The 13,840-nt window shown below is 42.5% G+C and carries 20 protein-coding genes; 18 read left to right on the top strand and 2 right to left on the bottom strand.

All coding sequences use genetic code 11. The features are described 5' to 3' along the window. Positions 1–233: 233 nt before the first annotated feature. Both AN393_RS09890 and AN393_RS09885 read right to left on the bottom strand, forming a co-directional pair. Positions 234–920 carry a TorF family putative porin gene (locus AN393_RS09890; RefSeq protein WP_055017994.1) on the bottom strand — a complete coding sequence of 229 codons (687 nt, stop codon included), beginning with the start codon at positions 918–920 and terminating at the stop codon, positions 234–236. A gap of 279 nt (positions 921–1,199) precedes the next feature. After that, positions 1,200–2,363 (bottom strand): hypothetical protein, encoded by a 1,164-nt coding sequence (locus AN393_RS09885; protein WP_055015421.1) that lies wholly within the window; start codon positions 2,361–2,363, stop codon positions 1,200–1,202. A gap of 311 nt (positions 2,364–2,674) precedes the next feature. Here AN393_RS09885 and AN393_RS09880 point away from each other — a divergent pair, with 311 nt between their 5' ends. The 18 genes from AN393_RS09880 to rplQ all read left to right on the top strand — a co-directional run bounded on the left by AN393_RS09880 (position 2,675) and on the right by rplQ (position 13,401). After that, on the top strand, positions 2,675–4,645 hold the full coding sequence (locus AN393_RS09880) for an AsmA family protein (protein WP_055017953.1): 1,971 nt from the start codon (positions 2,675–2,677) through the stop codon (positions 4,643–4,645). Positions 4,646–4,924: 279 nt separating this feature from the next. Next, the gene (gene rplN, locus AN393_RS09875; RefSeq protein ID WP_004589211.1) at positions 4,925–5,293 is read left to right on the top strand and encodes a 50S ribosomal protein L14; all 369 of its coding nucleotides are present in this window, start codon (positions 4,925–4,927) and stop codon (positions 5,291–5,293) included. 10 nt (positions 5,294–5,303) lie between these two features. After that, complete coding sequence (gene rplX / locus AN393_RS09870) at positions 5,304–5,618, top strand: 50S ribosomal protein L24 (RefSeq protein WP_004589210.1); 315 nt, start codon at positions 5,304–5,306, stop codon at positions 5,616–5,618. 16 nt (positions 5,619–5,634) lie between these two features. Then, positions 5,635–6,174: a 50S ribosomal protein L5 gene (rplE, locus tag AN393_RS09865; RefSeq protein WP_010392500.1), complete on the top strand. Its 540-nt coding sequence runs from the start codon at positions 5,635–5,637 to the stop codon at positions 6,172–6,174. 10 nt (positions 6,175–6,184) lie between these two features. Next, positions 6,185–6,490: a 30S ribosomal protein S14 gene (gene rpsN / locus AN393_RS09860; protein WP_004589208.1), complete on the top strand. Its 306-nt coding sequence runs from the start codon at positions 6,185–6,187 to the stop codon at positions 6,488–6,490. Between the two features lie 21 nt (positions 6,491–6,511). After that, positions 6,512–6,904, top strand: a complete 393-nt coding sequence (gene rpsH / locus AN393_RS09855) for a 30S ribosomal protein S8 (RefSeq protein WP_004589207.1) — start codon at positions 6,512–6,514, stop codon at positions 6,902–6,904. A gap of 13 nt (positions 6,905–6,917) precedes the next feature. After that, positions 6,918–7,451, top strand: coding sequence for a 50S ribosomal protein L6 (rplF, locus tag AN393_RS09850; RefSeq protein ID WP_055015419.1), 534 nt, complete (start codon positions 6,918–6,920; stop codon positions 7,449–7,451). A 9-nt stretch (positions 7,452–7,460) separates the two neighbouring features. Further along, positions 7,461–7,811, top strand: coding sequence for a 50S ribosomal protein L18 (gene rplR / locus AN393_RS09845; RefSeq protein ID WP_004589205.1), 351 nt, complete (start codon positions 7,461–7,463; stop codon positions 7,809–7,811). Positions 7,812–7,820: 9 nt separating this feature from the next. Then, entirely contained in the window at positions 7,821–8,327 is a 507-nt protein-coding gene (rpsE, locus tag AN393_RS09840) for a 30S ribosomal protein S5 (RefSeq protein WP_004589204.1), read from the top strand. 2 nt (positions 8,328–8,329) lie between these two features. Next, positions 8,330–8,512 carry a 50S ribosomal protein L30 gene (rpmD, locus tag AN393_RS09835; RefSeq protein WP_004589203.1) on the top strand — a complete coding sequence of 61 codons (183 nt, stop codon included), beginning with the start codon at positions 8,330–8,332 and terminating at the stop codon, positions 8,510–8,512. 4 nt (positions 8,513–8,516) lie between these two features. After that, positions 8,517–8,951: a 50S ribosomal protein L15 gene (gene rplO / locus AN393_RS09830; RefSeq protein WP_004589202.1), complete on the top strand. Its 435-nt coding sequence runs from the start codon at positions 8,517–8,519 to the stop codon at positions 8,949–8,951. Positions 8,952–8,961: 10 nt separating this feature from the next. Next, complete coding sequence (gene secY / locus AN393_RS09825; RefSeq protein WP_055015418.1) at positions 8,962–10,290, top strand: preprotein translocase subunit SecY; 1,329 nt, start codon at positions 8,962–8,964, stop codon at positions 10,288–10,290. Between the two features lie 22 nt (positions 10,291–10,312). Then, positions 10,313–10,426: a 50S ribosomal protein L36 gene (gene rpmJ / locus AN393_RS09820; protein ID WP_002959476.1), complete on the top strand. Its 114-nt coding sequence runs from the start codon at positions 10,313–10,315 to the stop codon at positions 10,424–10,426. Between the two features lie 125 nt (positions 10,427–10,551). Further along, entirely contained in the window at positions 10,552–10,908 is a 357-nt protein-coding gene (rpsM, locus tag AN393_RS09815) for a 30S ribosomal protein S13 (RefSeq protein WP_004589200.1), read from the top strand. Positions 10,909–10,920: 12 nt separating this feature from the next. Continuing rightward, positions 10,921–11,307: a 30S ribosomal protein S11 gene (gene rpsK, locus AN393_RS09810; RefSeq protein WP_002959471.1), complete on the top strand. Its 387-nt coding sequence runs from the start codon at positions 10,921–10,923 to the stop codon at positions 11,305–11,307. A gap of 21 nt (positions 11,308–11,328) precedes the next feature. Continuing rightward, the gene (rpsD, locus tag AN393_RS09805; RefSeq protein ID WP_002959461.1) at positions 11,329–11,949 is read left to right on the top strand and encodes a 30S ribosomal protein S4; all 621 of its coding nucleotides are present in this window, start codon (positions 11,329–11,331) and stop codon (positions 11,947–11,949) included. A gap of 24 nt (positions 11,950–11,973) precedes the next feature. Further along, entirely contained in the window at positions 11,974–12,960 is a 987-nt protein-coding gene (locus AN393_RS09800) for a DNA-directed RNA polymerase subunit alpha (protein ID WP_004589198.1), read from the top strand. Positions 12,961–12,999: 39 nt separating this feature from the next. Beyond that, positions 13,000–13,401 carry a 50S ribosomal protein L17 gene (gene rplQ, locus AN393_RS09795; RefSeq protein ID WP_004589197.1) on the top strand — a complete coding sequence of 134 codons (402 nt, stop codon included), beginning with the start codon at positions 13,000–13,002 and terminating at the stop codon, positions 13,399–13,401. Positions 13,402–13,840: the final 439 nt, after the last annotated feature.

The following is a 13,840-nucleotide window of genomic DNA, read 5'->3' as shown; positions in this document are numbered from 1 at the left end:
TTACTTTGGCTAGGTTTCGCCACGTTTCTCTTGCTTCAGAGTAAATTAGTCAATTAAGCGAGTTGGCATTACGGGTAAATGATTTAACAGCATGGTGGTAGTGATTGATTAACTGGTGCACATGGAAGAGCGCATTAGTTCTAAACTTAGAGGGCGTTATGGGTATTTAGGCTGCCCTAAACGAGAAAAGGGCCAAAAGGCCCTTAGTGTTGCAGCAAGTAACACATTTTGTTTTAAAGCGTAAAGTCTACCGCGTAACCTACGTAAACTTTAACATCTGACTCATCCATGTCGGTGTCAGATACGCCAAAAGTAAAACCATCTTTTGATACAGAGATACCATAATCAATAATATTATCATCGCCTATAAAGTCGCCAGAGTAGTGGCCTAAGTGCAGCGCAACCTCAGTGCCATTACTGCCAACAGCAAAGCTGTAATCGGCATTTAGGTATAGCGAATCGCCAAAGTCAGTACCATCACCGTCAGCAGCTGAAGTAGCAAGTACTGCAGCACCAAAAGTAAAACCTTCTACACTAATGCTACCGTAAATCTCAGAGAAATCAGCATCTGCCTCAGAAGCTGCATCTGGGTAAGCGTAATAAATGTAACCTACATCGTAGCTAACTGTCTCATTAATATCACCGCCAAAGCCAGCGTATAGGTCTAGCTCATACGTCATTTCATCGGCCCAAGATGCATTTGAGACCCAAGTGCCTGCATAAAAGCCCGACTCGTTAGCGTAATCAATACCGCCAGAAATAGCAGCATCGCCCCCAGTTTGCTCTTGTCCACGCCATAAGTAGTTAGACGTAGCCGCTGCGTTTGCGGTTACCTCTGCATGCACGGCTGTTGATGTTAAAGATGTAGCACCTAATAAAGCGATTGCGCTAATTGCGATAGTTTTTTTTAGTTTTAGCATGTCCATTTCCCGTTGTATGATTTTTTTACCGCCTAGGTTTTTATTCTCTTATTGGCAACCCTTTGGCTAGCGGCGTTTTATTGTTTAACTGGAAATAGAATTGCACTGTATGTGCCAGCTCAAAATTATTTGGTTGAAACTGGTTTTTTGTTCTTTTATAACAAGGTGTTAAAGGATTTTCGAAAAAGGAGGTAATTAGGGTGATAGTAAAGAAACGCACACTGCTGGTGCATAATTTAACCTAACTGCACCAGAAAAATACAGTTAGGTTAGGTGAATTTAGCCAAATATAGTGCGCATGAGACTAATTGTTTCGTTTACTCCGCGCCCTTTTTGTACTTCGCTAATAATAGAGTCGCGTTTGCTACGAATATGCTCAGGAATGTCATCGGCTGCAAGTGCGCGGTCTACAAGTATTTCGGCTGACTCTTTGCCTCTACGTTGTGGTTTTCCCGCACTTGTTGTGCTGCGTTTAGGTTTGTTTAATAACTTAATATAATTTGAATTGTCGGCCGTGCTGGCATCTGCATAGTAAAAAAAGCACGGTAGTAATGCTTTTATACTGACCAGTTGCTCTTCTAGTTCATTGCTGCCATTAGCCATTTTAAACCACGACATAGCATGAATGCTTTGTACTATATCTTGCCAGTAGCGCTCAAAGTCGCGATTGTTTAGTTTTGTAATACCTAAAGCTGCGCATAATGCATCAAGACGGCTATTACTAATTGGCGTAAATACATCTGGGCGGCGCATTGCTAATAAACGTGTAGCAGGGGCAAGGGTAGGTTTTTCATCGCTACCGTTAAAGGCAAGTAAATAAGCAACAACAAACTGTTGGTAATCAGCTTCGCTCACATCTCCTTCAAGCGGAATGTTAGCAAGTGCATCGTCAAACGCGCCAGGTAAGTCGGCTAGCATTTGATGAAAACCTTTTGCACTTTTTGTTGATGCAAACCATTCAACATCAAAGTTATAGGTGCTTGGATCGAGCGTAGCAGTGTGTTTACCACTAAATGCCAGTAAATCCTCTGGGATCATGTCTTTTAATGCTTGCTCACGAATGGTGTGCAAATACGTGGTAAGGCGAAGCTGTTCTTCCAGTGCAATAAGTTCTTTATGTTGCTCTACAAACATACTAATAACAGGCCAAGGTGCTACACGTAGTGTTTTAAGCTGTAAAAAGCTAATTGCAGAGGTTAGCTGATCGTGCAGCTTTTTTAAAACGGGTAGCTGTTTTGGCTCTAGTAAGTCGTAATTTATGCGGTCTTTACTTGCACTTAGTAGCTCATAACACCAGCCTAAAAAATCCTCTGGGTGGTTTTCTACTTTCACGGCCATTAGGTTTAGGCTTAGTTCTGAAGCTTGCTTCAAGATGTTTTGGTAAATTTGACTTTCTTGTTCGCCTAGCGCCATTTTTGACGGTGAAATTAGCAGTTTTTTCATGCCTTGTAGAGTCTCCGAGTAGATACATTTTTTAGCTGCTTTATTTTAGCGCAAATACGCCAATAGCAACAGGGCCGTGCATCATACCTAACAATTCAAGGGATGCAATGTTGTAGGGTTTAATACTTGGCTAGATTTAAATTTGATGAGCTTTACTTTTAGTCACCAATTTCGCAAAGTTTACTTTTAAGCATAAATTCATCTCAAATTAAATAAATTACAATAAACAGCTTTTTTGTCGCAACGACAATGATTTTAAAGCTAACACTCGCTATGATAAGAACATTATTTGCACGTTTGAAAGGATGATCATGAAGACCTTACTCAAAATTGTTGGTGTAATACTCTTACTTTGTATTGCGTTAATTATTGCCGCTCCGTTTTTAATTCCAACTGATACTATTTTTAATAAAGTATCTGAACAGGTTGAAAAAACAACAGGGCGCACACTTACTATTAAAGGTGATAAAACGCTTAGTGTATTTCCTGCATTAAAGTTAGAGCTTAACGATGTGCACTTTGCAAATATGCAGACAGGCTCGCGCGACGACATGGCCAGTATGGAGCAATTAGCTGTGCATATACCCTGGTTATCGTTATTTGGTGGTGAGTTTAAACTTGATAAGTTTGTTATTAACGAACCCAATATTTTATTAGAAACTGATAAAAACGGTAAAGCTAACTGGCAGTTGTTTGATGCTGTAGCAGCGCAGCCGCAAGAGCAAACTCAATCTGGTGGGGCTGTTAAGCTACCAGAGAATTTTGATATAGAGCTAGGTGAAGTGGCTATTTACGGTGGTACATTTACTTACCTAGATGGGCAAACTGGCGCTAAACAGCAAATTAGTGACCTAGAGCTGGCTATTTTATTACCATCACTGCGTAAAACATTAGAGATCAAAGGCGGCATTACATATATGCAAGAGCGCTTTGAGCTAGATGTAAAACTTGATACGCCAGCAAAGGCTATTGAAGGGGCGATGTTTGAGGTTACTCAAAGCGTAGACTCTCGCTTGGTCGACCTTACTTTTAACGGCAGTATTGCGCAACAAGGAAAAGATATAAAAGGTGAGTTAGCGCTCAGTGGTGATTCTGTTAAAGAGCTAGCAATTTGGCAGGGAGTAGACTTAAACGCCAAAGAAAATGCATTTAATGCGTTTAGCGTAAACGGCAAAATGCACCTTATAAATGATACGTTTAACCTAGAAGAGCTGATTGCTACCCTAGATGAATTAGAGATTAAAGGTAAAAGTGAAGTTAACTTAGGAAATAAACTAGCGGTTAATGCCGACATAGACCTAGGTATGCTTGATCTAAATCCATACTTACCGGAGGCAGTAGCCAAGCAACAAGCGCCGCAAAGCGAAGAACCTAAAGCCGCACAGCCGATTGTTTGGGACGATACTAAAATTGATTTAAGCGCATTAAATGCACTTAATGCTAACGTAGTTATTCGTTCAAGCGGTTTAAAAGCGAATGATATTAAGCTCGGTGCGAATCAATTTACAGTCGACTTAAACAACAGCGTTGCTAAATTAAGTTTAGATAGCTTTAAAGCCTATGAGGGCACAGGTAAAGGGGTTATCAACATAAATGCCCAGCAAACGCCTTATAAAATAAGCACAAATTTTGATTTAACCGACATAGATGCGCAGCCACTACTCACAGATGCAGCTGGCTTTGATAAACTTATGGGTAAAGGGTCATTAAATTGGAACTTAACTACGACTGGTCAAAGTCAAAAAACCTTTATTGATGGATTAAACGGCAAGGTTGGTTTTGAATTTGCTGATGGGGCTGTTAAGGGCGCAAACGTCGCTGAAATGGTTCGTAAGGGTAAAGAGCTTATTACAGGTAACTTGGGCGCGGTAAGCGAAGGGCTAGATACAGGCTTTGAAGAATCTGAGCAAACAGATTTTTCTGCGCTCACCGGTAGCTTTAATTTTACGAATGGCGTGGGACATAATAACGACCTATCCCTGATGAGCCCACTTATTCGTATTACAGGTGAGGGCGATGTAGATTTGCCTAAAACCAATGTTGATTATCGGTTAGTGACCGGCATTGTTGATTCAATTGAAGGACAAGGCACTACAGATGACAGCACGGGCTTTAAAATCCCACTGCGAATAAAAGGCCCATTCCATGACGTTGGCTTTAAGCTAGATGTAAGCAATGCACTTAAAGATAAAGCAAAGCAAAAGCTAGACGATGCCAAAGAAAAAGCAAAAGAGAAAGCCAAGGACAAGGTTAAAGATAAACTAAAAGGCTTATTTGGCTAAAGCTAATAAGCAACCACAAATAAATAATTAAGGCGCTATTAGCGCCTTGGTTGTTTTATAACCACTTGTAAAATAGCTACATAGCGGTTTTTACTCAGTTTTAATCTGGCCTTCACTCAAATTAATTAAAAAATAACCTACCACTCACTAGCCAATGCTGGTACAATTGCCCGCCCTTAAGAGACAACTCCGTTGTTTTTAGAGTGGGATTTAATCGAAGTGCCTTGATTTTAAACAAATTTAAGGCAAGTTGTAATTACTACACCGGAGGTCATTAACATGATCCAAATGCAAACTCAGCTGGAAGTTGCTGATAACAGCGGCGCTCGCAAAGTGCAGTGTATAAAAGTCCTTGGTGGTTCACACCGTCGCTATGCGGCAGTTGGCGATATCATTAAAGTTTCTGTGAAAGAAGCTATTCCTCGCGGTAAAGTGAAGAAAGGTGATGTTAAAAACGCGGTAGTTGTGCGTACCAAAAAAGGCGTTCGTCGTCCGGACGGTTCTCTGATCCGTTTCGATAGCAATGCGGCTGTTATCTTAAATGATAACTTGCAGCCAATTGGTACTCGTATCTTCGGCCCTGTGACTCGTGAGCTTCGTAATGACAAGTTCATGAAAATTGTTTCACTAGCCCCAGAAGTACTGTAAGGAGTCTATCATGGCAGCAAAAATCCGTCGTGATGACGAAGTAATCGTACTAGCAGGTAAAGACAAAGGTAAGCGCGGCAAAGTGCTTTCAGTTGTTACCGAGTCTGGTCGAGTATTTGTCGAAGGCATTAACTTAATCAAGAAACACCAAAAGCCGGTTCCACAATTGAACCAAGCTGGCGGCATTGTTGAGAAAGAAGCGTCTATCGACGTATCAAACGTTGCGATCTACAACTCGGAAACGAGTAAAGCAGATCGTGTAGGTTTCAAGATTGAAGATGGTAAGAAATTACGTATCTTTAAATCTACTGGTAAAACTATCTAATAGTTGGAGTAGAATGATGGCGAAACTGCATGAAGTATATAAAGACAAAGTAGTTGCTGAGCTTCAAGAGAAGTTTGGTTTCAGCTCTGTCATGCAAGTCCCTCAGATCGAAAAGATCACATTAAATATGGGCGTGGGCGAAGCCCTAGCTGACAAGAAGATTTTAGATAACGCTGTAGCGGATCTAGAAGCTATCTCTGGTCAGAAACCTTTAATCACTAAAGCACGCAAATCTGTTGCTGGCTTTAAAGTGCGTGAAGGCTACCCAATTGGCTGTAAAGTAACCTTACGCGGCGAGCGTATGTGGGACTTTTTTGAGCGTTTGGTATCAATCGCTATCCCACGTATCCGTGACTTCCGTGGTGTGAGTGCTAAGTCTTTTGATGGACGTGGTAACTACAGCATGGGCGTACGTGAACAAATCATCTTCCCAGAAATTGATTACGATAAAGTAGACCGTGTACGCGGTATGGATATCACAATCACAACTTCTGCGAAATCTGATGAGGAAGGCCGTGCGTTGTTAGAAGCGTTTAACTTCCCATTCAAGAAATAAGGGTAGGGTTATGGCAAAGAATTCTATGAAAGCGCGCGAAGCAAAGCGCACTAAACTAGTTGCTCAGTACGCTGAAAAGCGTGCAGCACTAAAAGCTATCATCAGCGATGTTAACGCATCTGAAGATGATCGTTGGGACGCGGTACTTAAGCTTCAAGCTTTACCACGTGATTCTAGCCCTGCACGTCAACGTAATCGTTGTAACATTACGGGCCGCCCACATGGTTTCCTTCGCAAATTCGGCATGAGCCGTATTAAAGTTCGCGAAGCAGCTATGCGCGGTGAAATTCCTGGCCTTAAAAAGGCTAGCTGGTAATAGTATCACGGGAGTAAGACTATGAGCTTGCAAGATCCTATCGCGGATTTGTTCACACGTATCCGTAACGGTCAATCAGCGAAGAAAGTATCAGTAACGATGCCAACTTCAAAGCTGAAAGTAGCAGTAGCTAAAGTATTAAAAGACGAAGGTTACATCGCAGATTTCGCAGTAAACAGCGAAGCGAAACCTGAGCTTTCTATCGAGTTGAAATACTTCGAAGGCAAAGCTGTAATTGAAAATATCCAGCGTGTTAGCCGCCCTGGTCTACGTATCTATAAGAAACGTGACGAATTACCGAAGGTAATGGGTGGTCTTGGTATCGCTATCGTATCAACTTCTAAAGGCCTAATGACAGACCGCGCAGCACGTAGTGCTGGTGTTGGTGGTGAAATCATTGGCTTTGTAGCTTAATCGGAGGGGAACTATGTCTCGCATAGCAAAGGCACCAATCAATGTTCCTGCCGGTGTAGAAGTTACATTAAAAGGCCAGGACATCACAGTTAAAGGCAAAAACGGTGAATTAACGCGTACTATCAACGATGCAGTTGAAGTACAAATTAATGACAACGTTATTACAACTTTACCTCGTGAAGGCGTAGCTAATGCATGGGCACAAGCAGGTACTGCTCGCGCTCTTATCAACAACATGGTTGTTGGTACGCATGAAGGTTACGAGAAGAAACTTCAGTTAGTAGGTGTTGGTTACCGTGCAGCAGCTAAGGGTAAAGTTTTAGACTTAACACTTGGTTTCTCGCACCCAGTTAATTTCGAAGTTCCTGAAGGAATTACGATTGAAACTCCAAGCCAAACAGAAGTTCTAGTTAAGGGCGTAGATAAGCAGTTAGTTGGTCAAACAGCTGCTAACATTCGTGCATACCGTAAACCTGAGCCTTACAAAGGTAAAGGTGTTCGTTACGCAGATGAGAATGTACGCCGTAAAGAGGCTAAGAAGAAGTAAGGTAAGACGATGGATAAAAAAACAGCTCGTCTACGTCGTGCTAAACGCACTCGTAGAAATTATATTGAACAAGGCACAACGCGTCTTGTTATCCACCGCACGCCACGTCACATTTACGCTCAAGTAGTTAATGCTGAGGGTACTGTACTGGCTGCTGCTTCTACTGTTGAGAAAGCTATTAGCGAAACAGTTAAAGGCACAGGCAACGTTTCAGCTGCACAAGCAGTTGGTAAAGCGGTTGCAGAACGTGCGGCTGACAAAGGCATCGAAAAGATTGCTTTTGATCGCAGTGGCTTTAAATATCACGGCCGTGTGAAGGCGCTAGCTGATGCTGCGCGTGAAGCCGGTTTGCAATTCTAGGAGTAGACAATGGCTAACGTAGAAGCAAAGCAACAACAGCCTGATTTAGCTGAAAAGCTAATCGCGGTAAACCGTGTGTCTAAAGTAGTTAAAGGTGGTCGTATCTTTAGCTTCACTGCACTAACTGTAGTTGGTGATGGCGCAGGTAAAGTAGGTTTTGGTTATGGTAAAGCACGTGAAGTTCCAGCTGCTATTCAAAAAGCAATGGAAAAAGCACGTCGCAACATGATCAATGTAGACCTAAATGGCAACACATTACAGCATCCTGTTAAAGGACGTCATGCTGGCTCACAAGTGTTCATGAAACCAGCATCAGAAGGTACTGGTATCATCGCAGGTGGTGCTATGCGTGCAGTACTAGAAGTTACTGGTGTGCAGAACGTACTTTCTAAATGTTACGGTTCTACCAACCCGATCAACGTAGTACGTGCAACGATTCAAGCTCTAGAGAACATGAACTCTCCAGAGTCAATCGCTGCTAAACGTGGTCTGCGCGTAGACGAAATTCTGGGGTAACCATGGCAAATAAAACTGTAAAAGTAACACAAGTAAAGAGCTCTATCGGTCGTTTACCGAAGCATAAAGCTACATTACGCGGTCTTGGTTTACGTCGTATCAACCACACTGTTGAGTTAGAAGACACAGCATGTGTACGTGGTATGATCAACCGAGTTTCTTACATGGTAAAGGTAGAGGGTTAATTTCATGCATTTGAATACACTTTCACCTGCTGCAGGTTCTAAAACTGCTCCAAAACGTGTTGGTCGTGGTATCGGTTCTGGTCTTGGTAAGACTGGTGGCCGTGGTCACAAAGGTCAAAAATCACGTTCTGGCGGTAAAGTACGCGTTGGTTTTGAGGGCGGTCAAATGCCTATGCAACGTCGTCTACCTAAATTTGGTTTCACTTCACGCAAATCGTTAGTATCTGCAGAAGTAAACCTTTTTGAAATCGCTAAAGTTGAAGGCGATGTGGTAGACCTAAACGCGTTACAAGCAGCTGGTCTAGTTAAAAAGAACGTTCTGTTCGTTAAAGTTGTTAAATCTGGCGAAGTTTCACGCGCTGTTACCGTTAAAGGCCTTAAGGCTTCTAAAGGTGCTCGCGAAGCTATTGAAGCTGCCGGAGGCAAGGTAGAAGACTAAGGAAGTACTGATGGCTAAACCAGGTCAAGATACACAAAGTGCACAAAGTGGACTTTCGGAATTGAAGCGTCGATTACTATTTGTTTTAGGTGCTATCATTATTTACCGTCTAGGTTCATTTGTGCCAATCCCTGGGATTGACGCCGCTGTACTTGCCGATTTCTTCGAGCAACAAAAGGGCACCATTGTTGAGATGTTCAACATGTTTAGCGGTGGTGCGCTTGAGCGAGCTTCAGTGTTAGCACTGGGTATTATGCCGTATATCTCGGCTTCGATTATTACGCAACTATTAACGCATATGTATCCTCCGTTTATAGAGCTTAAGAAAGAAGGCGAGCAAGGGCGTAAAAAAATTAGCCAGTACACACGCTATGGCACGCTTGTGCTTGCTACTATCCAATCAATCGGTATTGCGACTAGCTTACCGGGCATGATGGAAGGGTTAGTTGTTAACCCTGGTATCGGTTTCTACTTCACCGCTGTGGTGAGTTTGGTTACAGGTACTATGTTCCTAATGTGGTTGGGCGAGCAAATAACTGAACGTGGTATCGGTAACGGTATCTCAGTTCTAATATTTGTTGGTATTGTAGCTAACCTGCCGTCTGCTATTGGTTCGACAGCCGAAATGGCGCGCCAAGGTGATTTGAATGTTTTTGTACTGTTGATGGTTGCGGTTATAGTATTCGCTGTTACTTATCTTGTAGTGTTTTTCGAACGAGGACAACGTCGTATCGTTGTTAACTACGCTAAACGCCAACAAGGTCGTCAAGTATTTGCTGCTCAAAGCACGCATTTACCACTAAAAGTAAATATGGCGGGTGTTATTCCACCAATCTTTGCTAGCAGTATAATTCTGTTCCCTGGTACAATTGCAAGCTGGTTCGGCCAGGGTGAAGGTCCGGTCGCTGATGTGCTACAAGCTATTGCAACAACGTTGACTCCTGGTCAACCTTTGTATGCGATGGTATTAGCTGCAGCTATCATCTTCTTCTGCTTTTTCTACACAGCGTTGGTTTTTAACCCGCGTGAAACAGCAGACAACCTGAAGAAATCTGGCGCATTTATCCCAGGTATTCGTCCAGGTGAGCAGACATCTAAATACATTGATAAAGTGATGACACGCCTGACATTGGCAGGTGCTTTGTATATAACCTTTATCTGTCTGGTGCCCGAATTCATGACTATGGCATGGCAAACGCCATTCTATTTCGGCGGTACATCAATTTTGATTATCGTTGTAGTAATCATGGACTTTATGGCACAAGTACAGACTCACCTGATGTCACATCAGTATGATTCTGTGCTGAAAAAAGCGAACCTTAAAGGCTACGGCCGATAAGGTCAGTTTACGGAGTTGAGCAATGAAAGTACGTGCTTCCGTTAAGAAAATATGCCGTAACTGTAAAGTTATTAAACGTGCTGGTGTAGTACGCGTAATTTGCAGTGAGCCTAAGCATAAGCAAAGGCAAGGCTAAGTAAACAGTCGTGCAGGCTGAGATTTCTCGGCCTGTGTTTTTAGTTGTGATTTGGTCTTCGTTTGAGTATCCTTACGGGCTTTTCAAACTTTTGATTACCAAATTCAAATATAGGAGATGTGTTAGTGGCCCGTATCGCTGGCATTAACGTCCCTGATCATAAACATGCAGTTATTGGTTTAACAGCAATTTATGGCATAGGTAAGACTCGCTCTAAGGCTATCTTAGAAGCGACTGGTATCGCCGAGACCACAAAAATCGGTGAACTTTCAGACGAAACTCTTGACGTACTGCGTGATGCAGTTGGCAAGTACACTGTAGAAGGTGACCTTCGTCGTGAAGTTACTCTAAATATCAAGCGCCTTATGGACCTTGGTTGTTTCCGTGGCCTACGTCACCGTCGCTCTTTACCACTACGTGGTCAAAGAACAAAGACTAATGCGCGTACCCGTAAGGGTCCTCGTAAGCCTATTAAGCGATAAGGGGATAGTATTATGGCTAAGACACCAATTCGTCGTAAAAAGGTTAAAAAGCAAGTTGCTGATGGTATGGCTCATGTTCATGCGTCTTTCAACAACACTATTGTAACAATTACCGACCGTCAAGGTAATGCATTATCATGGGCAACTGCCGGTGGTTCAGGTTTCCGTGGTTCACGTAAATCTACACCATTTGCTGCTCAGGTTGCTGCAGAGCGTGCAGGTACTGCTGCTCAAGAATACGGTTTAAAAAATCTAGAAGTTTTCATTAAAGGTCCAGGTCCAGGTCGTGAATCTGCTGTACGTGCTTTGAATGCTGCTGGTTACCGTATCACCAACATTACTGACGTGACGCCAATACCACATAATGGTTGTCGTCCACCGAAGAAACGTCGCGTTTAACAATAGGTTAGGAGAAATAACATGGCAAGATATTTGGGCCCTAAGCTCAAGCTGAGTCGTCGTGAAGGTACTGACCTGTTCCTTAAGAGCGGCGTAAGAGCTATCGACTCTAAGTGTAAACTTGAGACTGCACCTGGTCAGCACGGCGCTCGTAAAGGTCGCTTATCTGATTACGGTTTACAATTACGTGAAAAGCAAAAAGTACGTCGTATCTACGGTGTATTAGAAAAGCAATTCCGTAATTACTACAAAGAAGCTGCTCGCCTTAAAGGTAATACAGGTGAAAACTTGTTACAGCTTTTAGAGCAACGTTTAGACAATGTTGTATATCGCATGGGTTTTGCTAGCACACGCGCTGAAGCACGTCAGTTAGTAAGCCACAAAGCGATTTTAGTTAATGGTCGTGTTGTGAATATTCCTTCATACGTAATTACTCCAGAAGATACTGTAGTAATCCGTGAGAAGTCTAAAACACAAGCACGTATCATCGCTGCTCTAGAGTTGGCTGAGCAACGTGAAAAGCCGACTTGGGTTGAAGTTGACGGTAAGAAATTGGAAGGTAGCTTTAAGCGCCTACCTGAGCGTTCAGATCTGTCTGCGGACATTAATGAACAACTAATCGTCGAACTTTACTCTAAGTAAAGTTAAGAGTTAAGAGAGGATAAAATGCAGGGTTCTGTTACAGAATTTCTAAAACCAAGGTTAGTCGATATCGACGCTATCAACCCAACGCGTTCTAAAGTAGTTTTAGAACCACTAGAGCGTGGCTTTGGTCATACTCTGGGTAATGCCTTACGCCGTATACTGTTATCATCTATGCCTGGATGTGCAGTAACTGAAGTTGAAATCGACGGTGTATTGCATGAGTACAGCGCGAAAGAAGGCGTACAAGAAGACATCATTGAAATACTACTAAACCTAAAAGGTCTAGCAGTAACGTTAGAAGGCAAAGATGAAGTTTTTCTGACCCTGACTAAATCTGGTGTAGGCCCTGTGACTGCGGCTGATATTCAGCACGATGGCGATGTAACAATTGCTAATCCAGATCACGTTATTTGTCATTTAACGACAGATAGCAGCGAGATCAGCATGCGTATTCGTGTTGAGCGTGGTCGTGGTTATGTGCCGGCATCTAGTCGTTTATCCTCTGATGACGATGAGCGTCCAATTGGTCGATTGCTGCTTGATGCATCATTCAGCCCAGTTGAACGTATTGCGTACTCGGTTGAATCAGCCCGTGTTGAGCAACGTACAGACTTAGACAAGTTAATCATTGATATGGAAACAAACGGCACTTTAGATCCTGAAGAAGCGATCCGCCGTGCGTCTACTATCTTAGCTGAGCAATTAGATGCATTCGTAGATTTACGTGATGTAACTGAGCCAGAAGAGAAAGAAGAGAAGCCAGAATTCGATCCTATTCTACTTCGTCCAGTTGATGATCTTGAACTAACAGTACGTTCAGCAAACTGTTTGAAAGCCGAGCAAATTCAATATATCGGTGATTTAGTTCAGCGCACTGAAGTTGAGCTTCTTAAAACGCCTAATCTAGGTAAGAAGTCTCTAACTGAAATAAAAGACGTGCTAGCTTCACGTGGTCTTTCTCTAGGCATGCGCCTAGAAAATTGGCCGCCTGCAAGCCTAGCTGAATAATCTAAATCACTATATTAGTTTAGTTAGAAGGATAGGGTCATGCGCCATCGTAAGAGTGGTCGTCAATTAAACCGTAACAGTAGCCATCGTAAAGCGATGTTCAGCAATATGGCAGGTTCTTTGGTGAAACATGAAATCATCAAAACTACTTTGCCTAAAGCGAAAGAGTTACGCCGTGTAATTGAACCTTTAATCACACTGGCTAAGACTGACAGTGTAGCAAATCGCCGTTTAGCGTTTGCTCGCACGCGTGATAATGAAGTAGTTGGTAAATTGTTCAGCGAAATCGGTCCTCGTAATACAGACCGTCCAGGTGGTTACACTCGTATTCTTAAGTGTGGCTTCCGTGCTGGTGATAATGCACCAATGGCTTATATTGAACTAGTGGGTCGCCCAGCGACTAACGAAGAAGTTCAAGAAGACGCGCAGTCTGCAGAGTAAGTCTTTAAAGAGACACCAAAAAGCCGAGCTTATGCTCGGCTTTTTAATACCAAAGATTTGATAAACAAATTGTTTGAGTTATTCTATCTACTTATCTACTTATCTACTTATCTACTTATCAATTTTAAGAATTTTTAGCTTAAGAAATGAATGGGCCTATCTAGTAAGCTTTAATAGTACTTATAAACTTATTATAGAGCTTTACTTAATGGGTAAGTTATAAATAAGCGCAATCACAGCATTCATTTACATAAAAGCACTACTATCATCTAAATAAAGGCTACTTTTAGTTGTGTTTTTGAGCGTTTAGCTCAAATACGCAGCGAACAGTCATTTATTTTAAGTTTTCTTAAAAAAAGGGTTGATCTGTTTTCGGATCTCCCTATAATGCGACCCCACTGAGACGGCAGAGCAGGCAACGCTTAGCGAGGCAAGCAAG

Origin of the sequence: Pseudoalteromonas sp. P1-25, assembly GCF_001401805.1 — a bacterium.
Classification (GTDB): Bacteria; Pseudomonadota; Gammaproteobacteria; order Enterobacterales; family Alteromonadaceae; genus Pseudoalteromonas.
Note: the sequence above shows the minus strand (reverse complement) of the source record. Positions and strands in the feature narration are given on the sequence as shown.

Coding starts and splice junctions, on each gene's coding strand:
- rpsN (WP_004589208.1), top strand. CDS start 6,185: ATGGCAAAGAATTCTATGAAAGCGCGCGAAGCAAAGCGCACTAAACTA.
- secY (WP_055015418.1), top strand. CDS start 8,962: ATGGCTAAACCAGGTCAAGATACACAAAGTGCACAAAGTGGACTTTCG.
- rplX (WP_004589210.1), top strand. CDS start 5,304: ATGGCAGCAAAAATCCGTCGTGATGACGAAGTAATCGTACTAGCAGGT.
- rplE (WP_010392500.1), top strand. CDS start 5,635: ATGGCGAAACTGCATGAAGTATATAAAGACAAAGTAGTTGCTGAGCTT.
- rpmD (WP_004589203.1), top strand. CDS start 8,330: ATGGCAAATAAAACTGTAAAAGTAACACAAGTAAAGAGCTCTATCGGT.
- rpsH (WP_004589207.1), top strand. CDS start 6,512: ATGAGCTTGCAAGATCCTATCGCGGATTTGTTCACACGTATCCGTAAC.
- rpsE (WP_004589204.1), top strand. CDS start 7,821: ATGGCTAACGTAGAAGCAAAGCAACAACAGCCTGATTTAGCTGAAAAG.
- AN393_RS09885 (WP_055015421.1), bottom strand. CDS start 2,363: ATGAAAAAACTGCTAATTTCACCGTCAAAAATGGCGCTAGGCGAACAA.
- rpmJ (WP_002959476.1), top strand. CDS start 10,313: ATGAAAGTACGTGCTTCCGTTAAGAAAATATGCCGTAACTGTAAAGTT.
- rplR (WP_004589205.1), top strand. CDS start 7,461: ATGGATAAAAAAACAGCTCGTCTACGTCGTGCTAAACGCACTCGTAGA.
- rpsK (WP_002959471.1), top strand. CDS start 10,921: ATGGCTAAGACACCAATTCGTCGTAAAAAGGTTAAAAAGCAAGTTGCT.
- rplF (WP_055015419.1), top strand. CDS start 6,918: ATGTCTCGCATAGCAAAGGCACCAATCAATGTTCCTGCCGGTGTAGAA.
- rplQ (WP_004589197.1), top strand. CDS start 13,000: ATGCGCCATCGTAAGAGTGGTCGTCAATTAAACCGTAACAGTAGCCAT.
- rplN (WP_004589211.1), top strand. CDS start 4,925: ATGATCCAAATGCAAACTCAGCTGGAAGTTGCTGATAACAGCGGCGCT.
- AN393_RS09880 (WP_055017953.1), top strand. CDS start 2,675: ATGAAGACCTTACTCAAAATTGTTGGTGTAATACTCTTACTTTGTATT.
- AN393_RS09890 (WP_055017994.1), bottom strand. CDS start 920: ATGCTAAAACTAAAAAAAACTATCGCAATTAGCGCAATCGCTTTATTA.
- AN393_RS09800 (WP_004589198.1), top strand. CDS start 11,974: ATGCAGGGTTCTGTTACAGAATTTCTAAAACCAAGGTTAGTCGATATC.
- rplO (WP_004589202.1), top strand. CDS start 8,517: ATGCATTTGAATACACTTTCACCTGCTGCAGGTTCTAAAACTGCTCCA.
- rpsD (WP_002959461.1), top strand. CDS start 11,329: ATGGCAAGATATTTGGGCCCTAAGCTCAAGCTGAGTCGTCGTGAAGGT.